Annotated in this window: 22 protein-coding genes; 10 read left to right on the top strand and 12 right to left on the bottom strand. The window is 65.9% G+C overall.

What is annotated here, in order from left to right:
- Positions 1 to 2 precede the first annotated feature (2 nt).
- The 7 genes from AC30QB_RS19895 to AC30QB_RS19865 all read right to left on the bottom strand — a co-directional run bounded on the left by AC30QB_RS19895 (position 3) and on the right by AC30QB_RS19865 (position 6,495).
- On the bottom strand, positions 3 to 539 hold the full coding sequence (locus AC30QB_RS19895; RefSeq protein WP_489548007.1) for a DUF3833 domain-containing protein: 537 nt from the start codon (positions 537 to 539) through the stop codon (positions 3 to 5).
- Positions 536 to 1,804, bottom strand: a complete 1,269-nt coding sequence (locus AC30QB_RS19890; RefSeq protein ID WP_489548006.1) for an MFS transporter — start codon at positions 1,802 to 1,804, stop codon at positions 536 to 538. Before AC30QB_RS19890 ends, AC30QB_RS19895 begins: the two co-directional genes overlap by 4 nt.
- On the bottom strand, positions 1,801 to 2,322 hold the full coding sequence (locus tag AC30QB_RS19885; protein ID WP_489548005.1) for a chalcone isomerase family protein: 522 nt from the start codon (positions 2,320 to 2,322) through the stop codon (positions 1,801 to 1,803). Before AC30QB_RS19885 ends, AC30QB_RS19890 begins: the two co-directional genes overlap by 4 nt.
- Before the next feature lie 10 nt (positions 2,323 to 2,332).
- Entirely contained in the window at positions 2,333 to 3,559 is a 1,227-nt protein-coding gene (locus tag AC30QB_RS19880) for a class I SAM-dependent methyltransferase (protein ID WP_489548004.1), read from the bottom strand.
- A 22-nt stretch (positions 3,560 to 3,581) separates the two neighbouring features.
- Entirely contained in the window at positions 3,582 to 4,397 is an 816-nt protein-coding gene (locus AC30QB_RS19875; RefSeq protein WP_489548003.1) for a DUF1365 domain-containing protein, read from the bottom strand.
- The gene (locus tag AC30QB_RS19870; RefSeq protein WP_489548002.1) at positions 4,364 to 5,662 is read right to left on the bottom strand and encodes an NAD(P)/FAD-dependent oxidoreductase; all 1,299 of its coding nucleotides are present in this window, start codon (positions 5,660 to 5,662) and stop codon (positions 4,364 to 4,366) included. Before AC30QB_RS19870 ends, AC30QB_RS19875 begins: the two co-directional genes overlap by 34 nt.
- A 269-nt stretch (positions 5,663 to 5,931) precedes the next feature.
- Positions 5,932 to 6,495 (bottom strand): glutathione peroxidase, encoded by a 564-nt coding sequence (locus AC30QB_RS19865; protein ID WP_489548001.1) that lies wholly within the window; start codon positions 6,493 to 6,495, stop codon positions 5,932 to 5,934.
- 176 nt (positions 6,496 to 6,671) lie between these two features.
- On the opposite strand from AC30QB_RS19865, the gene AC30QB_RS19860 reads away from it, so the two are divergent.
- Positions 6,672 to 7,547, top strand: a complete 876-nt coding sequence (locus AC30QB_RS19860) for a diiron oxygenase (protein ID WP_489548000.1) — start codon at positions 6,672 to 6,674, stop codon at positions 7,545 to 7,547.
- A gap of 58 nt (positions 7,548 to 7,605) precedes the next feature.
- On the opposite strand, the gene AC30QB_RS19855 is transcribed toward AC30QB_RS19860, so the two are convergent.
- On the bottom strand, positions 7,606 to 8,250 hold the full coding sequence (locus AC30QB_RS19855; RefSeq protein ID WP_489547999.1) for a glutathione S-transferase family protein: 645 nt from the start codon (positions 8,248 to 8,250) through the stop codon (positions 7,606 to 7,608).
- A 78-nt stretch (positions 8,251 to 8,328) separates the two neighbouring features.
- On the opposite strand from AC30QB_RS19855, the gene rfaE2 reads away from it, so the two are divergent.
- Entirely contained in the window at positions 8,329 to 8,805 is a 477-nt protein-coding gene (gene rfaE2, locus AC30QB_RS19850) for a D-glycero-beta-D-manno-heptose 1-phosphate adenylyltransferase (protein ID WP_489547998.1), read from the top strand.
- On the opposite strand, the gene AC30QB_RS19845 is transcribed toward rfaE2, so the two are convergent.
- The 3 genes from AC30QB_RS19845 to glnE are packed head-to-tail and all read right to left on the bottom strand — an operon-like array spanning position 8,802 to position 13,040.
- Entirely contained in the window at positions 8,802 to 9,695 is an 894-nt protein-coding gene (locus tag AC30QB_RS19845; RefSeq protein WP_489547997.1) for a DMT family transporter, read from the bottom strand. The two genes, rfaE2 and AC30QB_RS19845, sit on opposite strands and share 4 nt — an antisense overlap.
- Positions 9,688 to 10,302, bottom strand: coding sequence for a rhombosortase (gene rrtA / locus AC30QB_RS19840; RefSeq protein ID WP_489547996.1), 615 nt, complete (start codon positions 10,300 to 10,302; stop codon positions 9,688 to 9,690). Before rrtA ends, AC30QB_RS19845 begins: the two co-directional genes overlap by 8 nt.
- A complete protein-coding gene (glnE, locus tag AC30QB_RS19835; protein WP_489547995.1) occupies positions 10,302 to 13,040 on the bottom strand; it encodes a bifunctional [glutamate--ammonia ligase]-adenylyl-L-tyrosine phosphorylase/[glutamate--ammonia-ligase] adenylyltransferase in 2,739 nt (912 codons plus the stop codon). Before glnE ends, rrtA begins: the two co-directional genes overlap by 1 nt.
- A 118-nt stretch (positions 13,041 to 13,158) precedes the next feature.
- Here glnE and AC30QB_RS19830 point away from each other — a divergent pair, with 118 nt between their 5' ends.
- On the top strand, positions 13,159 to 13,959 hold the full coding sequence (locus tag AC30QB_RS19830) for a carbon-nitrogen hydrolase family protein (RefSeq protein ID WP_489547994.1): 801 nt from the start codon (positions 13,159 to 13,161) through the stop codon (positions 13,957 to 13,959).
- A gap of 14 nt (positions 13,960 to 13,973) precedes the next feature.
- Here the strand turns inward: AC30QB_RS19830 and AC30QB_RS19825 are convergent, their stop codons facing one another.
- Complete coding sequence (locus AC30QB_RS19825) at positions 13,974 to 15,191, bottom strand: FAD-dependent monooxygenase (protein ID WP_489547993.1); 1,218 nt, start codon at positions 15,189 to 15,191, stop codon at positions 13,974 to 13,976.
- 240 nt (positions 15,192 to 15,431) lie between these two features.
- Between AC30QB_RS19825 and AC30QB_RS19820 the strand changes: the two genes are divergently transcribed.
- The 7 genes from AC30QB_RS19820 to AC30QB_RS19790 all read left to right on the top strand — a co-directional run bounded on the left by AC30QB_RS19820 (position 15,432) and on the right by AC30QB_RS19790 (position 24,175).
- On the top strand, positions 15,432 to 15,962 hold the full coding sequence (locus AC30QB_RS19820; protein WP_489547992.1) for an FxDxF family PEP-CTERM protein: 531 nt from the start codon (positions 15,432 to 15,434) through the stop codon (positions 15,960 to 15,962).
- Positions 15,963 to 16,076: 114 nt separating this feature from the next.
- A complete protein-coding gene (locus AC30QB_RS19815) occupies positions 16,077 to 17,111 on the top strand; it encodes an SPFH domain-containing protein (protein ID WP_489547991.1) in 1,035 nt (344 codons plus the stop codon).
- Between the two features lie 170 nt (positions 17,112 to 17,281).
- Positions 17,282 to 18,790, top strand: coding sequence for a DUF4178 domain-containing protein (locus tag AC30QB_RS19810; RefSeq protein WP_489547990.1), 1,509 nt, complete (start codon positions 17,282 to 17,284; stop codon positions 18,788 to 18,790).
- Positions 18,791 to 18,830: 40 nt separating this feature from the next.
- The gene (locus AC30QB_RS19805) at positions 18,831 to 19,055 is read left to right on the top strand and encodes a DUF350 domain-containing protein (RefSeq protein WP_489547989.1); all 225 of its coding nucleotides are present in this window, start codon (positions 18,831 to 18,833) and stop codon (positions 19,053 to 19,055) included.
- A gap of 2 nt (positions 19,056 to 19,057) precedes the next feature.
- Positions 19,058 to 20,626 (top strand): polyamine aminopropyltransferase, encoded by a 1,569-nt coding sequence (locus tag AC30QB_RS19800; protein ID WP_489547988.1) that lies wholly within the window; start codon positions 19,058 to 19,060, stop codon positions 20,624 to 20,626.
- Positions 20,627 to 20,633: 7 nt separating this feature from the next.
- Positions 20,634 to 22,271, top strand: coding sequence for a flavin monoamine oxidase family protein (locus AC30QB_RS19795; protein WP_489547987.1), 1,638 nt, complete (start codon positions 20,634 to 20,636; stop codon positions 22,269 to 22,271).
- Positions 22,268 to 24,175, top strand: coding sequence for a M48 family metallopeptidase (locus AC30QB_RS19790; RefSeq protein WP_489547986.1), 1,908 nt, complete (start codon positions 22,268 to 22,270; stop codon positions 24,173 to 24,175). The genes AC30QB_RS19795 and AC30QB_RS19790 overlap by 4 nt, the downstream gene beginning before the upstream one ends.
- Positions 24,176 to 24,439: the final 264 nt, after the last annotated feature.

The raw sequence follows: 24,439 nt of genomic DNA, 5'->3' as shown, positions 1-24,439 counted from the left end.
GGTCAGGGCTTGTGGAAGGACAGCGTCACTTCGCCGAGGCGGATACCGAACTTGCGCATCACGGCCTTGTTGAGCATCACGTGCTCGTCGATCAGGTACATCCAATCGTCGAGCTGCACTTCGTAGACGCTGTCGTTCACCGGAAGCTTCAGGGTGTAGGCCCATTGAAAGGCGTTGCCTGCGGCCTGGCCGATGGCCGTGCCGATCACGTCGCCCGCGGTGCCGGTGTACTTGCCGTCGGGTAACTTTTTCAGCTTCCACACGCGGCGGTCGCTCTTGCCATCGCTGTAGGTGAAGGCCTCGTCGAGCACGCCCTCATCGCCTGCCCACTGGCACTTCATCAGGACGGTGAAGCGGCGCACCACCTTGCCCGATCGGTCGGTGAAGATGCCGTGCGCGGTGATGTCGCCATTGAAGTAGCGCTGCAGGTCGAGCACTGGTTTCTCGGCCGCGTAGTCCGAGGGGGTGGGCGAGGCGCACGCAACAAGGCCAAGGGCAAGGCCGAAGGCAATCGCAGTCGAACAGAGAAATCGCTTCATGGGGTTCCTTTGATCCATTGGGTCCACAGCAGCGCCGCGGCGCCGAGCTTGAGCACGCAGGGCAGCACGCAATAGGCGATTGCGAGGGCGCCTAGGGCCTGTGTGTTGTGGCTGCCCGGCGCGTAGCCGAACAGCTGCAAGGCCGGCAAGGCCACGCCTGCCGCGAGTGCGAGATTGAGCTTGGTGGCGAAGTTCCACCAACCGAAGTAAGCGCCTTCGGCTCGGCCGGCGTGGCCGGCCGTCTGGATCACGCCGGCCAGCAGCGCGGCGGGCAGGCTGAGATCGGCGCCCAGGGCCACACCGCTCAGCACGCACACCGCGGTGTAGGCCGCCACGTCGCCGCTGCCCAGCAGGCTGGCCCATGCAAACACGGCAATCGCGAGCAGCATGCCGGCGAGCCAGCTGCGCGCCAGGCCGAAATGCGCCACCAACCGCACCCACAACAGGATCGACAAGGCGGCCGCTGCAAAGTAGCTGGCGAGGAAGAGCGGCTCGTAGCTCGGTGCTTGCAAGCGGTCGCGTATGAAGAACAGCACCAGCGTTGCGGGCACCGCGCTCGCAATGCCGTTGAGCAGATAAATCGCCAGGAGCTTGCGGAATGCTGGCGTCTTCAGAGGCAGGCGCAGCGATGGCAGCTCGAGCTGCTTGGGGCGCTGAGGCTGAGGTGCATTGCGCAAGAGCGAAATGCCAGCGGCAAGTGCCAGCGCGAAAACCAGCGTCGTCGCACCCAACCCTGCCACCGACGGCAGCACGCTCGCGACCAGCACACCGCACAGTGCCAGGCCTTCGCGCCAGGCGACGATGCGGGCGCGCTGCGCCTCGTCGCCTCCAAGGCGAGCTCCCCAGGCCTGGTGGATCACCGTGATGACGCTATAGCTCAGGTAGGTGACGGCCAGCAGGGCCGCGCACCAGGTCAGCAGGGCGGCGGTGTTGTCGCGCGCCACCATCGGAAAGAAGAGGCCGTGAAAGCCGAGGGCCAGCACCAGCGCTGCCATCGCCATCACGGCCCAGGCTTGGGTGGTGGAGCGGTCGAGCAGCGTGTCGGCCCAGCGGCCAATCAGCGGGTCGATCACGGCGTCTAGCAGGCGAGCGCCCAGCAGCACCGCGCCCAGCAGCGCGAGCGGCACGCCGAACGCGCTGGCGTAGTGATTGGGCAAGACCACATACAGCGGCAGCGCCACGAAGGCGAGTGCAAAGCCGGGCGCGCCGTAGCTCACGCCGTTCTGCCAGCGGCCCGTCCAGCTCGTGGCCAGGGTCGCGCTCATGCCAAGCCCAGCAAGGCTTGCCGCAGCTTGGGCTCTGAGGTGCGTGGCGAGAGCCAGATGCCGATGAAGAGTGCGGCGAATGCAGGGTCGCGCACCTCACCCTGCGGCTTGCCATTGAGCAAGAAGCGCATGCCTGCACCGGGCTGATACAGGCCGGTGATGCGGTCGCCCTTGTTCACGTCGGGGAAGACCTGTTTCATGGCGGCGAGCCAGGCTGTGGCCTTGTCTTCGCTCACCTCGCCCACGCGCTTCATCTCGACCAGCGAACGCTCGGCGATTTTCAAACCATCGAGCGCGCGTGCGTAGTCCAGCTCCAGCGCCAGCGGGCTTTGGGTGAAGTCATCAGCTTTGAAGGCGTCGGTGACCCACAGCTTGGCGTTGTAGATGCTGAGACCGAAAAACGTGAGCTGGCCTTGCCCGAGCAGGCGCGCGCCCGGCAGCTGCGCCGGTTGCGCCCACGCACCGAGCGGCAGGCAAGCCAGTGCCAGCAGCGTCTTTCGGCGTGAGAGCTTGGGCATGAAGGTGGCCTCAGTCGCGCTGCAGCGTGAACTGCATGACGCCGGTGTTGCCGGTGGCGAAGGCGGCTTCGCAATAGCCGAGGTAGAACTCCCAGATGCGCATGAAGCGGGTGTCGAAACCCTGGCGACGCACGCGCGCGTCTTCGGCCATGAAACGCTCGCGCCAGCGCTTGAGCGTCTCGGCATAGTCTTCGCCAAAGGAGAGTTCGTTGACGATCTTCAGGCCCGCCTTGGCCGCCGCTGCACGAAACGCGCTCGGGCTGGGCAGCAGGCCGCCAGGGAAGATGTATTGCTGGATGAAGTCGGTCGACTTCACGTAGCGGTCGAACAGGTCGTCACGGATGGTGATGCTCTGGATGCAGGCTTTGCCGCCGGGCTTGAGCTGGCGCTTCAAGGTCTCGAAGAAGCTAGGCCAGTACTCGCGGCCCACGGCCTCGAACATCTCGATGGAGGCGATGGCGTCGAAGGGGCCATCTGCAATGTCTCGGTAGTCCTGGTAGCGCAGGTCGCCCTTCAGCTCGGCGTCTTTCAGCCGCGCTTGCCCCCAGGCGAGCTGCTCGCTCGACAAGGTGACACCGGTGACGTGCGCATCGAACTCACGCGCCGCGCACTCGGCCAGCGCACCCCAGCCGCAGCCGATCTCCAGCACGCGGTCACCGGGCTTCACCTCGCACTGCTGCAGCGCGCGCCGCACTTTGGCCCATTGCGCGCTGACCAGGCTCTGGCTGTGGTCGCCCTCGAACCAGGCGCTCGAATAGTTCATCGTCGGGTCTAGCCACAGGCGGTAGAACTCGTTGCCCAGGTCGTAGTGGGCGTGTATGTTTTTCTTGCTGCCGCTGCGCGAGTTGCGGTTGAAAAGGTGCTTGGCGCGGTAGAGCAGCGAGCCCCACCAGGTGCCGTAGACCATGGTCTCGATCTCGTCGCGGTTGGCGATGAAGAGCTTGAGCAGGCTGGCCAGGTCGGGCGTCGTCCACTCGCCGGCGATGTAGCTTTCGGCAAAGCCGATGTCGCCCGACTTGAGTGCGGCGCCGCAGACGTTCCAGCTGCGCAGGCGGATCGATGCGCGCAGCTCGCCGCCGGCCGGGGTGCCGAAGCGCACATGGCTGCCTTCGGGCAGCTGCACGTCGAGCGTGCCGTGCTTCAGGTTCTTCAGCAGCCTGAACACGGCTTGCGCTGCGGCGGGGGCGTGGGCTAGCAGGGCCGGGGGGCTGAAACTCGTTTGGGTGCTGGTGTTCATCGTGGCAAGTCCATTGATCCGGTTATCGGGTGACGAAGGCCTTGGGCGCCTCGGGTTTGCGGAAGAACGGCACGTGCTTGACCCACAGCTTCAGTGCCTGCCAGTGGATACGCGCCACGACGAAGACCGTCATCAGCGGCATGCCGAAGAAGGCACCGAGCGTGTTGCGCCGCGTCAGCTCGACCAAGCTGCCCGACACGCTGGTTTGCAGCAGCGGGCCGCTTTCGTCGTCGTGGTCGATGCGTGCCACCGTCCTCTGCGAGTTCTTACGCAGGCCTTCGGCCGATGGATGCAGCCCCGTGCGCAAGAAGCGAAAGCGGTAGCTGCCGGCCACGTCGCAGAACGGCGAGACGTGAAACACCTTGGCGGCATGGAGCTCGCGCCCGAACGCGAGGTCGGGCCCGTGCAGCAGGTAGCAGTGGCGCTCGCCAAAGGTGTTGTTGACCTCGACCACGATGGCGGCCAGCGAGTCGTCGGCGCGGTGGCAGTACCAGAAGCTCACCGGCTTGAAGGTGTGACCGAGCACGCGCGGGTAGCAGTGCAACCAGGTTTCGCCGGTGGCGTCGCGAATGCCTTCACGGGCCAGCAACGCGTCTAGCCAGGCCAGGCTATCGGCGCGGCCGTCGCCGTGGTCCTGGTCGTGGAAGCTGATCAGGCCGAAGCGGTTTCGCTTCAATGCGGGCGAGGGCTGCGTGCGCAGGCTGCGCATGGGCAGCATCAAGAAGTAGGTGCCATAGGTGAAGCTGTTTTTGGCCGGGCGCAGCCGCGTGTGCTGCACTTGGCCGGTGCCGATCATCGGCAAATTCACGCGGCCTCCCGGGTGAGGCGGCTCGCCCATTGCTGCTGCAAACCCTCGGCCACGGCCAGGCCCGACATCAGGCCGTCTTCATGAAAGCCGTAGCGCGTCCAGGCGCCGCAAAACCAGGTGTGCGCCTGGCCTTGGAGTGCGGGCAGGCGCTGTTGCGCGGCGATGGCGGCGCTGTCAAACACCGGGTGGGCGTAGTCGAACTCGCCATGCACGGTGCCGGCCAGCGGCTCGCGCACGGGGTTGAGCGACACCACCACCGGCTGCTTGAACGGCAGCGGTTGCAGGCGGTTGATCAGGTAGTGCAGGCACACAGCGGCCTGCTCGCGCGGGCCGTCTGTGGCGCGCTCGTAGTTCCAGGCGGCCCAGGCCAGCGGGCGGGTGGGCAGCACCGAGGTGTCGGTGTGCAGCACCGCGCGGTTGCGGTGGTAGCGAATGGCGGCTAGCACTTCGCGCTCGTCGGCTGTTGGGTCGGCCAGCAGCGCGAGCGACTGGTCGCTGTGGCAGGCCAGAACCACGTCATCGAAGTGCTCGGTGCCGCTGTCGGTGCTCACAAAAACGCCAGAGGCCGTGCGCCGCACGCTGCGCACCGGCGTGCTGAGCCGGGCGTCGGCAATGCGTGGCAGCATCTTGCGCACGTAGTTGCGCGCGCCACCCGTCACCGTGAACCAGCGCGGCCGGTCGGTGACCTGCAGCAGGCCATGGTTGTGGCAAAAGCGAATCATGGTGGCGATGGGGAAGCGCAGCATCTGATCCGTCGGGCAAGACCAGATGCAGCCGATCATGGGCAGGAAGTACCACTCGCGAAACTCGGTCGAGAAGCGGTGCTCGGCCAGGAAGTCACCTATGGGCTGCTGCAGCGCCGCGTCTTCTCCGCGCTCGGCCAGCGCGGTGGTGAGTTTGTTGAACCGCAAAATGTCGGCCAGCATGCGCAGGAAGGCTGGCCGCACCAGGTTGCGCCGTTGGGCGAACACTGTGTTGAGGTCGCTGCCGCTCCACTCCAGGCCCACGTCGGGCACCTTCACCGAAAACGACATGTCTGAGCTGGTGGTCGCCACGCCCAAGTCAGCCAGCATGGCGATCAGCTTGGGGTAGGTGCGCTCGTTGAAGACCAGGAAACCGGTGTCGATGCCGTGTGTGACTTTGCCGTCCGGCCCATCGAGCGTGATGTCGACCGTATGGGTGTGGCCGCCAAAGTAGTCACCCGCCTCGAAGAGCGTGACCTGGGCGTCGGGCGCCAGCGTGTACGCGGCAGACAGGCCCGAGATGCCCGACCCGATGACGGCGACGCGGCGCATCAGGCCGCGCCCCGTTGAATAAAGATTGCTGCACAGCGCCCCAGGGGGAACAAGGGAGGGAGGAGGGAGGAGGGAACACCCCCCGGGATTCCAACCGGATCAACCGGCCGGCTGTGCAGCATAGAAATGGCTTGCGTTGGCACGAAGAGCACGCCAACGCCCGGTTCGACGCCCTGGGGGGCGCTGAGTTCCCTCGATTTGCAGATGATTTTCGACATGGCACTCAACCCGGTTTGAACTGACTGGTATGAAATATAACTCATCAGTCTTCATTTTGCATCAAGCAGTTTTTCGATGTTTTTCACGAAGCTCGCGTCATCAGGCGAAATCTTGGTTCCGAAGCTCTGCACGGTCTTGCCGTCGCGGGCGATCACATACTTGTGGAAGTTCCAGCTCGGGGCTTCTCCGCTGATCTGCTTGAGGTCGGCATAGAGCGGGCTCTTCTGGGTGCCGGCCGAGTCGGCCACGCGCGTCTTCATGAACATGGGGAACTTCACGCCGTAGGTGTTTTCGCAAAAATCGGCAATGGCTTTCCTGTCGCCCGGCTCCTGCGAGAAGTCGTTCGACGGGAATCCCAGCACCACCAAGCCTCTCGACTGGTACTTGCTGTACAGCGCCTCCAGCCCCTTGTACTGAGGCGTGAAGCCACAGAAGCTGGCGGTGTTGACCACGAGCACCACCTTGCCGGCGTACTGGCAAAGGCTCTGCGGTTTCTCGTCTTGCAGGCGGGGGATTTCGCGGTTGAGCAGGGCGGGGCAGCCGGCGGCGTGGGCGTGGCCTGCGAAGGCCATCAGGGCTGTCAATGCCCACAGGGAATGGAAGCGCTTGGTCATGGCAACAGCCTCATGGCGTAGTGAAAGAAGGGCCATCGTGCGCCCATCCACTTGCCTACGCACGATGTGGCCGAATGGATGCGCAGCGGTCATGACCTTGGGCCGTGCAGGGGCCGCAAAACAGCTGTCATGAAGCGCGCGACTAAAATGCAGGGTCAACCCACCAAAGGCTGAAAATGCTTTATCCCGAACTCTTCAAGCAACTCGAAGCCGTGCGCTGGAACATGGACACCGACATTCCGTGGGATGAGTTCGATGGCAGCCAGCTCACCGAAGAGCAAGCCCAGACCATCAAGATGAACGCCATCACCGAGTGGTCGGCCCTGCCTGCCACCGAAATGTTCTTGCGCGACAACCGCGACGACAGCGATTTCTCGGCCTTCATGAGCGTGTGGTTCTTCGAAGAACAGAAGCACTCGCTGGTACTGATGGAATACCTGCGCCGCTTCAGGCCCGACATGTGCCCCACCGAAGCCGAGCTGCACGAAGTGCGCTTCGAGTTCGACCCGGCCCCCGCGCTCGAAACGCTGATGCTGCACTTTTGTGGCGAGATCCGCCTCAACCACTGGTACCGCCGCGCGGCCGAGTGGCACACCGAGCCGGTCATCAAGGCCATCTACGAAACGCTGGCACGCGACGAAGCCCGCCATGGTGGCGCCTACCTGCGCTACATGAAGCGCGCCATGCAGAAATTTGGCGACGAAGCCCGTGCCGCGTTTGCGAAGGTGGGCGTGCTGATGGCCAGCGCCCGCCGCACCGCGCAGGCGCTGCACCCGACCAACCTGCACGTGAATGAAAAGCTGTTCCCGCGCGACACCATCCAGAGCCGCCTGCCCAACCCGCAGTGGCTGGAGCAGTGGCTCGACAAGCAGATCCAGTTCGACGCCGTGTGGGAAACCAAGGTCGTCGAGCGCATCCTGCACAACATGAGCCTGCTGATGGAGCGCAGCTTCGCCAGCGTGCAAGAGCTCAACCGCTTCCGCAAGGAAGTGACGGCCAAGGTGGCGGCCAAGGTCGCTGCCGGACAACCGCCCGGCCCGCTGCCCGCCTGAGGCTCACGCCCATGAAAAAGGCCCGCACAGTGCGGGCCTTTTCTTTTGATGCGCCTGTCTATGCCTTGGCCTGGTCGGCCTTGCGATCGGCCTTCACCTTCTGCGCCGTGGCCCGTTCGTCGACCTTCTTGGTGTAGGCCTTGAGGTCAACGCCGGCAGCGGCCAGCAGGTCAACGCCATACACCGCCTTCGTGGCCATCGAGACCAGCGGAAGGTTGGCCCAGGCAGCGCAGTCGGCCATGGTGAAGCTGTCGCCGGCCACATAGGGCGTGAACTTGGCCAGGCGCTTGAAGGCGACGATCTGCTTCTCAAGCTTTGCGCGTATGCGTGCCGCGTCGGCTTCGCTCAGCTCGCCGCCGAAAAAGGCCTTGTCGTAGAGCTGGCGCGCAGTCAGCTCCAGGTAGGTGTCGATGAAGGTGATGAGCTCGCGCACCTTGGCGGCCTGCCACGGGTCGGCCGGGATCAGCGCCGGCGTGGGGTGGGTGGCTTCAAGGTAGTCGAGGATCACCTGGCTCTCGCACAGGGTGCCTTGCGGCGTTCGCATGAAGGGAATCTTGCCCAGCGGCGTGGCGCTCAGCACGGCCTCGTCTTCGCTGCCGGTGTTGGCCTTCTCTTCGGTGAAGGCAATGCCTTTTTCCAGCAGCGCGAGCTTGACCTTGTTGTAGTAGTTCGAGATGGTGGAACCGCACAGCGTGATCGTCATGTCTGTCTCCTGTTGTTGTCGCGCAGTCTAGGCCGCGCGTGCTTGCCGGGGCTGCCACGCAGGCGACAATCTCGCCCCATGACGACCACCTTCCTCGACAAGTTGTGCAGCCGCGCCGAGCTGCCCGCCCGCCTGGGCGCACTGGCGCGGCCGGTGGTGTTCACCAACGGCGTGTTCGACATCTTGCACCGCGGCCACGTGAGCTACCTCGCGCAAGCACGCGCGCTGGGTGGCAGCCTGGTCATCGGCCTCAACAGCGACACCTCGGCACGCCTGTTGGGCAAGGGCCCCGACCGACCGCTCAATGCTGAAGCCGATCGTGCCTGCGTGCTGGCGGCATTGGAAAGCGTAAGCCTGGTGACGCTGTTCGACGAGCAGACGCCGGTTGAGTTGCTCGCGCTGGTGCGGCCCGAGCTGTATGTGAAGGGCGGCGACTACGACATCGAGACCCTGGCCGAAACCAGGGCCGTGCGCAGCTGGGGCGGTGACGCGCGCTCCATTCCGTTTGTCGACGGCTACTCGACCACCTCGCTGGTCAAGCGTATCCGGAGCTAGCGCCGGTTCACCAGCGTCATGCCGACGGCCACGCCGCCCAGCGCCAGCAGCAGCCGCGCGGTGACCGGCTCGCCCAGCAAGAGCACACCCATCAACAAGCCGAACACCGGCGTCAGCAGCGTGAATGCCGCCAGCCGTGTCGCCGGGTAGTGCCGCACCAGCCAGAACCAAAGCAGATAGCTTGCGAACACCACGACCACGGTCTGGAAGGCGAGCGAGCCGACGGCCATGGCGGACAAGTGCTGAGGCCAAGTGTCGCCGTGCCACTGCGCGCCCAGGCCGAGCAGCACGCCCGAGACACCCAGTTGGTAGACCAGCGTCTTCTCGGCTGAGGCCGTGCTGAGCCTGCTCGCGCGAATGCTCAGCGTGGTGGCCGCCCACAGGAATGCGGCCAACACGCCCAGCGCGTCGCCGATCCACTGCTGCCGGCCGGTGGCCGGCTGAGTGAAACCCTCGGCGAAGGCGCTGGCCACCCCGACAAACGCCAGCACCAACCCGCCTGTCTGCATTGCCGACAGCCGCTCCGAGTGAGCGATGAAGGGCATGCCCAGCGCCACGATGAAGGGTGCGAAGTAGATGAAGACGATCATTCGCGACGCAGTGGTGTACTGCAGCCCAATGAAGATGCAGGCGAACTCGGCTGCGAACAACACCCCCGCCAGCAGACCGCCAGGCAGCGTGCCGTCGCGCTGAAAGAGCGCTATGCCGCGCAGGCGCGCCCACAGCAGCACCAAGGCCACACCGCCGACCGAACGCACGGCGGCTTGCATCAAGGGCGACATCTCGGCCAACGTCGCCTTGGCGGCGACCTGGTTCAGGCCCCAGAGAAAGCTGCAAACAATGAGCGACACCACGGCCAACGCGTCGAGATGGGGTTTGCGGTCAGACATGTGCAGAGTCTTGAGATGAATGTCGCCACCAGGCATGGGCGATGAGCACACACAGCGTGCCCGACAGCACACCGGTTACGTGGGCCATGGGGGCGATGCCGATGTCCCAGCCTTCGTGGTGCTGCACGGCTTCGCGCCACGGCGTCTCGGTGGCGATCTTGGCGATGAGCCCTGCCAGCACCGTCGCGGCCACCGCGCGTTGGCCCCGTGTACCCGTGAGGAGCAGGTGGGTGATGACAACGGCCACGCCGGCATGCACCACGCCTGACAGCCCGCCGTAGTGCAGCAGCTCGGGCACGGCGATCAGAAATGCCAGGTGGGTCAGTGGCCAGGCGAAGAACCAGGCCACTGCCGCGCGCAGCGGCACGCGCGAGACCCAGCCGAAGGCTGCGGTCAAGGCCAACCCGGTGAGGTTGCCCACCACATGCAGTGTGCTGTAGTGAACGAAGGCGGCGCTCCACCAGCGCCAGGGTTGTGTGGCGGCCGCCGCGGGCTGCCACTCCAGCGCGGCGGTGGCGTGCAGCACCAGGGACAGCACGCTGCCGACGAGCAGCGACAGCGCCACCGCCAACCAGGCGGCGCCTGGTTGGCGCAGCAGCAAACCCATCAAGCCACCGGGAAGACGGCGCGCCACAGCGCCAGCACGGCGTCGCGCTGCACGGCCACGCCGGCGGGGTCGACCTGGGTCGGCTTTTCGTCGAGGCGCGCGCGGTGCTGCGCGCGGCGCAACTCGCGGTAGGCATCGGCTGCAGCGTGGCCCACCCCCGCCGGCAAGAGGCCGCAGGCTTCGGCGCGCTCCAGCAGGGCGATGTTGCCGACGTTGTCCAGCAAACCGGGGTGGGCCTTGCCTTGCGCCAGCACCAGGTACTGCACGGCGAACTCGGCGTCCATCATGCCGCCGGCGCTGTGCTTCACGTCGAACAGCCCGGTTTTCACCGGGCGTGCAGAGCGCACCTTCTCGCGCATGGCCTGGATCTCGGCGCGCAGCGCCTCCACGTCGCGCTCGGCGCAGATGACCGCCCGGCGCGCGGCCTCGAAGCGAGGCGCCAGCTCAGGCGTGCCGGCGCAGAAGCGGGCGCGGGTGATGGCCTGGTGCTCCCACGTCCAAGCCGTGTTGTTGCCACGGCCTTTCTGGTAGTGCTCGTACGAGGTGACCGAGGTGACGAGCAGGCCCGAGTTGCCGTTGGGCCGCAGCGCCGTGTCGATGTCAAACAGCTCGCCTGCGGCAGTGCGCGTGGTCAGCCAGTTGATGAGCTTGCGCACGAAGGCGGCATAGACCTCGGCGGCGCGGTCGGTGTCGGGCTCGTCGGCGTCGTCGAAGACGAACACCACGTCGAGGTCACTGCCATAGCCGAGCTCCTTGCCACCCAGTTTGCCGTAGGCGATGACGGCAAAGCGTGGCGACTCGCGGTGGTGCTGCTTCAGGTGGCTCCAGGCCCAGTTGATGGTGCACTGCAAGGTGGCGTCGGCCAGCGCCGAGAGGTCATCGGCCACCTGCTCGACGGTGATGTGGCCTTCAACATCGCGCACCAGGGTGCGGAACACTTCGGCGTGGTGGGCGCGGCGCAGCGTGTCGAGCAGCGACTCTTCGTCGGCCTGGCCGAAGCGGCTCCAGGCCTCGTGACGCGCTTCCAGGTCGGCGATGAAGCTGTCGCGCTCGAAGCGGCTGTGCAGCAGGCGTTCGTCGGCCAGCTCGTCGATCACGCCGGGGTGGCGCATGAGGAACTGCGCGGGCCAGCGCGCCAGGCCCAACAGGCGCAGCAGCCGGTTCTGCACCTCGGGGCGCTCGACCAGCAGCGCGAGGTAGCTCTCGCGCCGCAGCAGCGGCTCCAGCCAATCGATGAAGCGCGTAGCGGCTTCCATGGTGCAGGTCTTGTCGACCACCGCTTGCGCGGCACGCACCACCAGGCGGGCGAGGCGCAGCTTGCTGTCTTCTCGCAGCACCTTGATGCGCGGGTGGTCGGTCCAGGTGCGCACCCGCTCTGCGAGCTCGGGCGGTAGGCGCTCCATGAAGCCTGCGCTGTCGACGGGTGGCGGCGTCGGGCCGCAGGTGCGGCAGCCGCCGTTGGCTGGGCTGGCGGCAGAAGGGGCGCGCCCGTCGTGCAGCAGCGCGTCGAACTCGGTCGCCACGAACTCGCGTGTTTCGCCCAAGTACTTGAGCAGCTCGCAGGTATCGGCGGTGCAGGTGAAGCCCATGCTGCGGGCGATCCAGCCGAGGTCGGCATCGAGGGTCGGCAACACGTGCGTCTGCTGGTCGTCGAGAAACTGGATGCGGTGCTCAACGCGGCGCAGAAATGTGTAAGCCTCGGCCAGGCGCTGTGCGCTCTCGGGCTTCATCAGGCCGCTGTCGGCGAGCTTTTGCAAAGCCTTGAGCGTGGAGCGCGTGCGCATTTCGGGAAACTGCCCGCCGCGCACCACCTGCAGCAGCTGCACGATGAATTCAATCTCGCGGATACCGCCGCGCGAGAGCTTCACATCGTTGGCGCGCTCGGGCCGGCCGGCGGCTCTGCGCTGCGCTTCTTCACGTACCTTGCGGTGCAATTGGCGCAGGCCTTCGAACACGCCGTAGTCGAGGTAGCGGCGGTAGACGAAGGGCGTGACGGTGGCGCTGAGTGCCTGGGCGCGGCCATTGGTCACGCTGGAGAGCGGCGCGACCACGCGGCTCTTGAGCCACGCAAAGCGCTCCCACTCGCGGCCCTGCACGAGAAAGTATTCCTCCAGCATGGCCAGGCTCACCACCGCCGGGCCCGAGTTGCCATTGGGCCGCAGCGCCAGGTCGACACGGAAGACGAAGCCGTCATCGGTGCTGTCGCCGATCAACGCATACAGGCTGCGGGCCACCTGCGAGAAATACTCGTGCGCGCTGATGACCTTGGGGCCGCGGGTCTGGCCGTCTTCTTCGTAAACGTAGATCAGGTCGATGTCAGACGACACGTTGAGCTCGTGCGCCCCCAGCTTGCCCATGCCGACGATCCAAAAATCGATGCGCTCGCCGGCTTCGTTCAGGGGTGCGCCGTAGCGTTCGTCCTGATCGATGAAGGCCTGCGCCACGGCTCGGCCCAGCGTGGTTTCGGCCAGCTGCGTCATCGCGCGGGTGATGTCTAGCATGGGCGCGGCTTGCTCGATGTCGAGCACCGCCAGCCGCTCCAGCACCAGGTGGCGGGCTACGCGCAAGGCGCTTGCCAGCGAGCGGCCGCCCAGCATCAGCGTGTTGATCAGGGCCTCGATGCTGGCGCGATCGGGCAGCCCGGCGGCGAGCAGCGGCAGCTCGCTGGCAAAGCGGCGGCGCACACGCTGAACGAAGCGGCTGTAGTCGGCGCCGACAGAAGAGGTCTCAGAGCCCATGGCGGGCGGATTTTGCCCCACAACCCCGGGCACTGCCGGGTGGTGGGCATGCGGGTCGGGGCGTAAGCTGCCCGCGCTGTCTCGCCGGGGCGACAGCCAACCGAATGGAGCCTTTTTCATGTGGATTGCTGCGCTGCAAACAGTGGCCACCCCTAGCGTCGAACGCAACCTGGACACAGCGCGCCGGCTGATCGCCGAGGCGGCAGGCGATGGCGCCGAGCTGGTCTTATTGCCCGAGTACTTCTGCTTCATGGGCCACAGCGACCGCGACAAGCTGGCGCTGGCCGAAGCGCCTGGTGACGGGCCCATCCAGCGCATGCTGGCCGAGGCCGCGCGCGAGCACGGCGTATGGGTGGTGGGCGGCACGCTGCCCTTGCGCACTCAACAAGCAGACCTCGTGTTCAATGCCTGTTGCGTCTATTCGCCGCTCGGGGTCTTGAGTGCGCGCTACGACAAGATGCACCTGTTTCGCTACGACAACGGTCGCGAGCGCTACGACGAAGGGCGCGTGCTGCAGGCGGGCAACACGCCGGTGGCCTGCGATGTCGGCGGCCTGCGCCTGGGCTTGAGCATCTGCTACGACCTGCGCTTTCCCGAGCTGTATCGCCGCTTGATGACCCCGCCTTGCGACCTGATCGCCGTGCCCGCCGCTTTCACCCACACCACGGGCCTCGCGCACTGGGAGGTGCTGCTGCGCGCCCGTGCCATCGAGAACCAGTGCTATGTGATCGCGGCCGCGCAAGGCGGTCTGCATGAGAACGGCCGCCGCACCTTCGGTCACAGCCTGGTGATCGACCCCTGGGGCGAGGTGCTGGCGCTGCGCGAAGCGGGCGAGGGCGTGGTGATGGGCAAGCTCGATGTAGAGCGCATTGCCGAAGTACGCGCTCAGCTGCCTGCGTTGACGCACCGCATCGTCTGAGGTGAACAGAGTCGCTAGCGCGAGCCGTACATCATCTGGCGCGCAAGCGCCGATTTGACGGGCTTCAACGCCTGCAGCGCCATCATCCCCAAGCCGCGCGCGGCGCCGGCGCCGGGGAGCTTCCAGGTGAAGCTGCGGGCGAGGAAATCGGTGGCGGCGATCATGGCCCAGCGGTCGGGTGCGCGTTGCCATTCGAGCTTACGCAGCACGGCATCGATGTCCGACGAGCGCGACAGTGCATGCACCAGATCAAAAGCGTCGCGCAGCCCGAGGTTCAAACCTTGCCCGGCCACCGGGTGCAGCGTTTGCGCCGCATTGCCGATGCGCACCGTGCGGCCGCGCGTGAGTGTGCGCTCGGCTGTCAGCCCCAACTCGAAGCGTTTCAGTGGCGACACGGCGGTGAGCTCGCCGACCTCGGGGTGAAATAGGGTGTTGAGCACGGCCAGGCGCTGCGCGCCGTCGAGGTCGCTGACGGGGTCATCTTCCCGGCTTACACACCACACCAGCGCAGCCTGGCCGTCTTTCAGCGGCAGCAGCGCGACCGGGCCGTGGCGTGTGAAGCGCTCGTAGGCCACGCCGGCCCGCGCGTTGGCCAGGCGCACGGTGCCCACCCAGGCGTGTTGGGCGTAGTCGTGGCGCAGCGGCGGCCGTACCGCGGGCGCGACGGAAGAAGGTGCATCGCTGGTGAAGACGCCGCCTTCGGCCACCACGGCCAGGTCGAAACTGTCGACGATGCCGGCGTCGATCTCAACGCCGGCAGCTTGCGGCTTCAAGGCTTGCACCGGCGTGCCGAAGCGCGTGCTCAGCCGATCGGGCTCCCGTTCACGGGCGGCCAGCCATGCGGCTTGCAAGGGGGCGACGATGGCGCCATAGCTGAGCACCGCACCCAGCAGCGGCACGCGCTCTTCGGCGGCCGAGATGCGTACCTCGGGTTCGCCCAGCACATCGGCCAGCACGCCGCCCAGTGACGGCGCTTGCTGCGACACATGCACTTCGAGAATAGGCTGGGCGGCGTCTGCCTGCCATGCGCCCAGACGCTGGAGCAGCTGCACGCTGCCGAGGGACAGCGCGAGCGTTCGCGGGTCTCCGGACACGTCTTGAGCGAGAGGGCGGCTGTCGAAGAGGCTGATGTGGGCGGCAGGCAGCGTACGCGCCGCGTGCAGCGCCAGGCCCAAGCCAACGGGGCCGGCCCCCACGATGGCCAAGCGAAGCGAGTGTTTCAGGTCGGGCATGGCGTAAAGCATAACGAGGATCGCCTGTGTGCTTAAACGCGCATGAAAAGCCACAGGCTGAGAGGTATTTCACGCGGATCAAGACATTCGAAAAATTCCACCTTTTGCAGGCACTTGATTGGGGGGGTGTTTCAGAGGCGTTTTGCCCCGTGAATCGGGGGGCGCCAAACGAGACGTCGCGGGGGCTGCGTGGCACATTGAGTTACGCGTTTCGACGCACCCAATTCCCGAGGAGATTCCATGAAATTCAAATCGCTGGCGGTGCTGCTGGCGCTGGTGGCAGGCTCTCCGGCCATGGCGGCCTGCACAGACACATTCAGCCTGGGCGTGATGGGCCCGCCCGCACTGCAGGTGTTCGGCAACAGCTTCGGTTCGACACAGCATTTCGAAGACTGCTACAACTTCACCCTTAACGGCCCGGCCGATTCCTTCGGCCTGACCTTGGAGTGGGACGGCTCGCTGCGCCGCAACATCGACCTCAACTCGGTGACCCTTTCCGGCGGCGGCCTGTCGGGTTCGCTCGTGGACTCCACGGCATCGAGCTTCAGTTTCAGCAACCTGCTGGCGGGCGCTTATCAATTCGTGGTCACCGGTGACGTGACCGGCCGAAACGGGGGTTTGTTCGGCGGCGGTCTGGTGGGCTATGGCGGCGTGTTTGCCACTGTCGGCGCGTCGGTGGCTGCCCCGGTGCCCGAGCCCAAGACCTACGCCCTGCTCGCGCTGGGCTTGGTCGCAGTGGGCTGGACGGTGCGTCGCCGCAACCAAGGCTGATTCGCTTTTGCGGGCCTCGGCTCATCGCAACACAAGGCGGACTTCGGTCCGCCTTGTCGTTTGCGCCTGCCGTGTCTGCCTCTATGATTCACACCCTCTACCTGGGAGACTGACATGGGCCTGATGGATTTCATCAAGAAACAGTTCATCGACATTCTGGAGTGGCAAGAGTCCGGCGACGGCGTGCTCGCCTGGCGCTACCCCATGGCCGACAACGAAATCCAGTACGGCGGCTCGCTCACCGTACGCGAGTCGCAAATGGCGCTCTTCGTCAACGAAGGCAAGGTGGCCGACGTCTTCGGCCCCGGCATGTACAAGCTCAGCACGCAGACGCTGCCGGTGCTCACGTACCTGAAGAACTGGGACAAGCTCTTTCAGAGCCCGTTCAAGAGCGACGTGGTCTTCTTCAGCACGCGCCAGCAGATCGACCAGCGCTGGGGCACGACCCAGCCGGTGACCATCCGCGACAAAGACTTCGGCGCTGTGCGCCTGCGCGCCTTTGGCAATTACGCGTATCGCATCGTCGACCCCAAGCTCTTCTTCACCGAGATCTCGGGCACCCGCGCCAGCTACACCGTGGCCGAGCTCGACGGGCAATTGCGCGGCCTGATGCTGCAGCACATCTCCGACGCGGTGGCCTCCAGCGGCGTGGCCTTCCTCGACCTCGCGGCCAACCAGATCGAGTTTGCCAAGGCCTTGCAAGAAGCCACGGCACCGTCGTTCGAGAAGCTGGGCCTGAAGCTCGAATCGGTGACGATGCAAAACGTGTCGCTGCCTGAGGAGCTGCAGAAGATCCTCGACCAGAAGATCGGCATGGGCATGGTCGGCAATGACATGGGCAAGTTCATGCAGTACCAGACGGCGCAGGCGATTCCGAAGTTCGCCGAAGGCGCAGGCTCGGGCGGCGGCGGCATTGCCGGCGACGCCATGGGCCTGGGCGCGGGTGTGGCGCTGGGCCAGGTGATGGCACAGCAGCTTTCGCAAGGCCTGCACGCGCAGCCGGTGGGCGCTGCTGCGGTACCCGTGGCCATCAAGGCCGACGACGTGATGGCCACGCTCGAGAAACTGGGCGAGCTCAAGGTGAAGGGCATCCTCACGCAGGAAGAATTCGACGCCAAGAAGGCCGAGCTGCTGAAGAAGCTCGTTTGATGCGTTTCCGTTCGGGCTGAGGTATCGAAGCCTGCGCTGGGCTTCGATACCTCAGCCCGAACGGTTTGGCTTGACTGCCGCTCTCCAGCCTCGACCCCTTCGCGCCCTTGGCCACAGAACCCAGCCCACAACGCGCCTACCGTGCCGCATGCCCAAACTGCGGCGCGGCGGTGGAATTTCGCTCTGCGGCGTCGCCCTTCGCGGTGTGCAGCTTTTGCCGCAGCACCGTGGTGCGCGAGGGCGACGCACTGCGCAAGATCGGCGAGAGCGCCGAGTTGTTCGACGACCACTCGCCGCTGCAACTGGGTGCCGGCGGCAAATACCAGGGCGCCGGCTTCACGCTGGTTGGCCGGCTGCAGTACCGCTTCAAAGACGGCACCTGGAACGAGTGGCATGCGCTGTTCGACTCCGGACGCAGCGGTTGGCTGAGCGAAGACAACGGCCGCTATGTCATCGCCTTCGATGCGCCGCTTGAAGCCGCGGCGCCTGCCGCCGACAAGCTGCGTCCCGGCACGCAAGAGATGGTGGCCGGCCAGGGCTGGACGGTCGCTTCAGTCACTGTTGCCAAGCTGATCGCGGCGCAAGGCGAGCTGCCCTTCAAGCCCAACACCGAGCGCGGCTTCATCGTGGCCGACCTGCGCAGCACGCGCGACGAAGTTGGCACGCTCGACTACAGCGACGCGGCGGTGCCCAAGTGGTCGGTGGGCCTCTCGGTCGCGATCAGCGAACTCGCCATGACGGGCTTGGCCGACAACGCCGAGAAGACCTTGAAGGCGCGCAGCATCGAGTGCCCAAGCTGCGGCACCTCGTTGGAACTGAAGCTGTCGACCACCCAGTCCATCGTGTGCCACCAGTGCCATGCCGTGGTCGATGTGTCTCAAGGCGTGGGCGGCGACCTGGCGCACTACGCGCAAGCCAACGGCACTGAGCCGCAGATCCCACTCGGCACGGTCGGCAACCTGGCGCTAGGCGGCAAGCCAATGAAGCCCTGGCAGGTGGTGGGCTACGCCGAGCGCTGCGAGGTAGACGATGGCGAGCAGAGCTTCTGGCGCGAGTACCTGCTGTACCACCGCGAAGAGGGCTTCACGTTTCTGGTCGACTCCGAAGACGGCTGGAGCTGGACGGCGCCCATCACCGGTGTGCCCGCCACGGTGGGCGAAAACCTGCGCTACCAGGGCGCCCTGTACCGCAAGCTCTACGACTACACCGGTCGCGTCACCTACGTGCTGGGCGAGTTTTACTGGCAGCTCAAGCGCGACGAGCTCACCTACAACACCGACTACCAAGGCGCGGGTGATGCGAAGGCCAAGCGCCTCAACCGTGAGCGCACCGATGGCGAAATCGTATGGTCTGGCGGCGAGACGCTGGCCGCCGACGTGGTGGCCAAGGCCTTTCGCCTCGCGCCCGACAAGAGTGCAGCGCTGAAGCGCGATACCCTGCCCACCTCGGGCAATGCGGCAGGCCTGCTGGGCAAGATCTTCTTCTGGGTGTTCGTGGTGGTGGTCTTGCTGATGATGTTTCGCTGCAGCGACGACGGCCCCGATTGCGACAGCCTGCGCGCAAGCTATGGCGAAGCGTCGCAGGAGTATCAAAACTGCCTTGCCAGCCGCCGCAGCGGGGGCTATCGCACGGGCGGCGGCTCATTTGGTGGTTTCTCTAGCGGGGGCAGCCACAAGTGAGCGCCACCCACCTGCATCTCATTTTTCAAAGGAGAGTCTCATGATGGGAATCGAATGGCTCAAGCCCGCCATCTTCTTCGGCTCGATGCTGTATGCACTGATCGGTGTGCTGGTGTTCTGGGTCTGCTTCATCGTGGTCGACAAGCTCACGCCCTATGACCTGTGGGCCGAGATCATCGAGAAGAAGAACACGGCGCTGGCCATCGTGGTCGGCGCTATGTGCATCGCGATCGGCCTGATTGTTTCTGCCGCCATCCACGGTTGACCGTGTCGGGCGCTGACACCCGGCCTGAAGCGACGGCCCCAGCGCCACGCATCCAGCCCGCCGAAGTCGCGCTGCTGGCGTCGGTCTTCGTCGTGGCCGCCTGTGGGCTGGTCTACGAGCTGGCCGCAGGCGCACTCGCCAGCTACCTGCTGGGCGACTCGATCCTGCAGTTTTCCACCGTCATTGGCAGCTACCTGTTTGCGATGGGCATAGGCTCGTGGTTGTCGCGCTTCTTTGAGCGGCAACTGGTGGCGCACTTCCTGCGCATAGAGCTGCTGGTGGGCCTGGTCGGCGGGCTGATGCCGGCGGCGTTGTTTTCGCTGCAAACACTCGCGGCGCCGTCCTTCCGCTTTGCGCTTTACGCGATGGTGCTGCTGATCGGTATTTTGGTCGGGCTTGAGATCCCGCTCGTCATGCGCATCCTGAAGCGCCACTTCCGCGAGCGCTATGCGCTGAAAGACCTGGTGTCGCAGGTGTTGACCTTTGACTATCTCGGCGCCCTGGCCGTGGCCATTGCGTTCCCGCTGCTGCTGGTGCCGCAGCTCGGCCTGGTGCGCACCGGCGCATTCTTCGGTTTGCTGAACGCGGGCGTGGCGGTGTGGGCGCTGTGGCTCTTTCGCGGCGAGCTGCGGCACCTGTCGGCTTACGTCGTCGCCTGCGGGTGCGTGGTGGCCGCGCTGCTGGCGGCGGTGGCGGCCGCCGACCGCATCAGCACCTGGGCCGAAGACCGGTTCTATGGCGACCACATCCTCTACAGCGAGACCAGCGCCTACCAGCGCGTGGTCGTCACGGCCAGCCGCGTGGGCGTGCGCCTCTTTCTCAACGGCAACCTGCAATTTCATTCGCGCGACGAGTATCGCTACCACGAGGCTCTCGTGCACCCGGCGATGGCGGCGCAGGGTGCGCCCAAGCGCGTGCTGGTGCTCGGCGGTGGTGACGGCATGGCAGTGCGCGAGGTGCTCAAGTACGCCAGCGTCGAATCGGTGACGTTGGTCGAGCTCGACCCGCACATGACCCAGCTTTTCGCCGAGCAGCCATTGCTGCGCCAGCTCAACGCCGATTCGCTGCGCTCACCCAAGCTGCGCATCGTCAACGCAGACGCTTTTGCCTGGCTAGAGGCCAACCCGGGCAGCTACGACGTGATCGTGGTCGACTTCCCCGACCCGACCAACTTTTCCATCGGCAAGCTCTACACCTCTAGCTTCTATTCGTTGATCGACTCGCATCTTTCGGCTTCGGGCTATGCCGTGGTGCAGACCACCTCGCCCTTGATCGCGCGCAAGAGTTTCTGGACGGTGGCCACCACCCTCGAAGCCGCGGGCCTCACCACCACGCCGTACCACGCGCATGTGCCCAGCTTCGGCGAATGGGGTTTCATCCTCGCCAGCCGGCGGCCTTTGCGCACGCCCACGCAGCTGCCGACGGGTTTGCGTTTTCTCACGCTGGCCGGCCTGCCCGCCCTGCTGCAGTTCCCGCCCGACATGGCCCGCGTGCCCACCGAGGTCAACCGCCTGTCGAACCAGGTGCTGGTGCAGACTTTCGAGGAAGAGTGGGGCCGCATACACCAATGAAGCTGTTATGAGCCCAAGTCGGCGCGCCTTGCTCGCCGCAGCGGCCGCGCTGCCACTGGCCGCGTGCCAGCGCACGTCCAAGCCCCACTACGACGGCAGCTGGGTCGGTGCCTCGTATGAGCGCGGGCACAAGTTGCGTGACACGAAAAGCGGCAGCCTGCCGCCGCCTGCGGTGCAGCGGCGTGCCGGGGTGCTCATCGTGGGTGCGGGCGTGGCCGGTTTGGCCTGCGCGCGTGTCTTGGGTCAAGCCGGTGTTGACGACGTGCACCTGCTCGACCTGGAAGACTCGCCCGGCGGCAACAGCCGCGGCCACGAGATGGGCGGCATGGCCTGCCCGCTGGGCGCGCACTACCTGCCGGTGCCGGGCGAGCAGGCCACTGAAGTGGCGCAGCTGCTGGAAGAGCTGGGCCTGCGCCGCATGGTGAATGGTCAGGCGGTTTACGACGAGCGCCACTTGTGCCACAGCCCGCAAGAGCGCCTCTTCATCGACGGTCATTGGCACGAAGGCCTGCTGCCGCCCGTTGACGCGCTGCCTGCCGCTGAGCGAGCCGCCACGCTGGCGCAGTACCAGCGTTTTGCGCAACTCGTGAGCGACGCGAGCCGAGGGCGGGCCTTTGCCATCCCCACCTGGCGCTCGACCTGGCGGCCCGAGCTCGATGCTCTCGACGCACTCAGCTTCTCGCAGTGGTTGCAGGCGCAGCAGATCACCGCGCCCGCCTTGCGCTGGTACCTCGATTACTGTTGCCGTGATGACTTCGGTGCGGGTGCGCAAGAGGTGTCGGCCTGGGCCGGCCTGCACTACTTCGCGAGCCGCCACGGCTTTCATGCGCCGGGTGCTGCGCAAGAAGAACGCGAAGGCGTGCTCACCTGGCCCGAGGGCAACTCATGGCTCACCGAAAAACTGGCGGCGCCGTTTCGAGACCGCCTGCACATGGGCCGTGTGGCGATGAGCGTGAGAGAAACGCGTGGCGGCGTGGAGGTTGACACCTGGAATGCGGCCGGGTCGCACATGGAGCGTTGGGCGGCGCGTCGCGTTGTGCTTGCCGTGCCGGTGTTCATCGCCGCGCGTCTGCTCGAATCCCCGCCCGCTGCATTGGCAGACGTGGCTGCGCGCACGCGCTACGCGCCATGGATGGTGGCCAACCTGCACCTGGGCGAAGCGCTGGCCGACCGCCCGGGCGCGCCGCCCTCATGGGACAACGTGCTCTACGGCAGCGAGAGCCTGGGCTACGTCGACGCCATGCACCAGAGTACGCGGCCCTACCTCGGGCCGACGGTGCTGAGCTCGTACTGGTCGTGGGGCGCGGCACCGCCGCACCGGCAAGCGCTGCTGAAAGACGACTGGGCCACGCGTGCGGCGGGCGTGCTGCAAGAGTTGGCTAAGGCGCACAAAGATCTGCCATCCAAGGTGCGGCGCATCGACCTCATGCGCTACGGCCACGCCATGAGCATCCCGGTGCCCGGCCTGCGCAGCAGCGCGTCACTGCTTGCCTTGTCGCAGGGGCCACCGCAAGGCCGCATTGCCTTTGCGCACAGCGATCTGTCGGCGTACTCGGTGTTTGAAGAGGCGTACTTTCATGGCGTGCGCGCCGCGCGTGATACTTTGGCCGGGGAAAAAAAAGGCAGCGGGAGGAAAGACAAATGAGCGCCACGCGCGAAGACGTGCAGACCGGTGCTGCTGCGGCGGCACTGCCCTCGATCTCACGCTGGAGGATGTTCAGCTTGGCGATGGCGGCGGTGTCGGGTGTGGTCGTCTATCACCTGGTGCTGATTGCGCCCTTCATCCTGTTGATGCGCTTCAACCCCTGGTCGGGCTACTTCGGCATCTGGCCGATTCTCGGCGTCACCGCCTTCTTCTGGTGGGCTGTACAGCCCTTTCACGAGACACCGGGCACGCGTGTCTTGCGCGACCAGGCACCCGAGCTGTTCAAAGATCTGGGAACGCTGGCCGACCGCATCGGCGCACCGCGCATCGACGAAGTGCGCCTTGTTAACGATTTCAATGCCGCAGCGCTGGAAGCCCCGGTGCACTGGCAACCATGGCGCAAACAGCGTGTTCTCATCCTGGGCGTGCCTTTGCTGGCCTTGACTGATGTGGACACGGTGCGCGGCGTGATTGCGCACGAGCTGGGGCATTTCTCGCACCGCCATGGCCGCCTGGGGCAGTGGATTTACCGCGCGCGTGCCGATTGGGTCTCATATGCCAGCGGGCCGCTCACCTCGTTTTCGCTGCTTGAACGCGGTGCCGCATTCTTTGCGCACTGGTTCGCCCCGCGCTTCTCCAAGCTCGCCTTCAACTACTCGCGCCTGTGCGAGTACGAAGCCGACGCCTATGGCGCCAGCATCGTGGGCCACTCGCGGATGGCGTCGGGGCTGCTGAGCTTGGCGGTTTTCGATCGCCGGTGGGGCGCCATGGCGAGCAAGGAGCTGCCGCTGTTGATTGCCACGCAAGAGATGCCGCCTCCGGCCTGGATGGCTTACGTGCAACAGCGTGTGCTCACGAAGCCACCGCAAGCGGAAGAATTCGAAGTGCTGAAAGACAAGGCATCGAACCCGAATGACACGCACCCGTCGACCGCTGAACGCATCCGTGCCTTGGGGGTGAGCGGTGAACAGGCGCTCGGTGCCTGTCGCCTGCCCGAGCAAGTGGCTGGGGCGGCATGGTTTCCTGAGTGGGGAGACGCCATTGCGCGACACGACGCCAGCTGGCACGAGCAGAACGCGAGCATGTGGCGACAACAGCACATCCGCCAGCGCTGCCAGCGCCGGCGGCTCGACACCTTGCGGGCGGCGCAAGACGAGACGCTTGCGCGCGCGCAGCTTGAGCTCGAATACGGTGATCCTGCATCGGTGATGGCTGTTGCACGCCGCTGGCTCGGTGATGCCGCAGGCGACAGCCACGCGCGCTATCTGCTTGGCGCTGCACAGCTGAAGGCAGGTGACCCGCAGGGCGTTGCGACATTGGAGGCGTGCATCAAGAGCGACCCGCTGTGGGCCTTGCCAGCGCGTGACCAGATTGCGCACCATCCCCTGCTGTTGGCCGACGACGCGCAGCGCGATCGCAATGACGCGCTGCTAGCCCGCGCGCGTGACAAGCGTGGGCGTGCGCTCGGCCTCGCCGTCGAGAAACTGCAGCAAGGCGACGTGATCCCGGCTGTGCTGGATGACGACAGCTGGGCCATCCTTCGCGAAGTGTTGGCTGGATCGACGGCCGTCGCCGCTGCCTGGTGTGCCGGGGTTGACGAGCTGATGCATGACGGGCGGCGCTATCGCGCGGTGGTGCTCGTGCTTCGGCTGCGCACCGAGCGGCTGGCCGAGTTAAGGCTGGATGAAGATGAGGTGCGCGATCAAGCGCGCATCTTGCTCGGGGGCCTGCTGCCGGGCTCGGTGCTCAGGCTGGTGTGGACGATCTACACAACCGAGCCGCTCTCGCCCGAGCTCGACGCGCGGCTCGGCGCTTGGGCGCGCGCTGGCGATCGCTGCTGCCTGGTGCTGCCGAAAGAAGGTGAATCGGTAGGCCCCGGTGCGCGAGCCTCTGCACTCCGCTGAGGATCTCGCAGCGCCGCTTCACCAGGCGGTTGGCATCACACCTTGCGCGGTCGCTCACGCACCACCAGCCGCTCAGCCTGACCCTTCGATACCTCAGGGCAGGGTCCGCTGCGTGTGTCGAAGGCTCGCTCGGTTTTGCGTTTGGTGTTGTTCACTGCGTGAGGCCGCGCCGGGATTTCGCCCCGGCAGGCGACCGTCTTTCTTGGATCGCCAAGAAAGAAGGCAAAGAAGCGACCCCTGCCGACTCGGCCCTCGCGGTGCGAG

The organism is Rhizobacter sp. (assembly GCF_046595475.1).
Lineage (GTDB): Bacteria > Pseudomonadota > Gammaproteobacteria > Burkholderiales > Burkholderiaceae_C > Rhizobacter.
The sequence above is the reverse complement of the archived record's forward strand: the minus strand, read 5'-3'. Positions and strand labels throughout refer to the sequence as shown.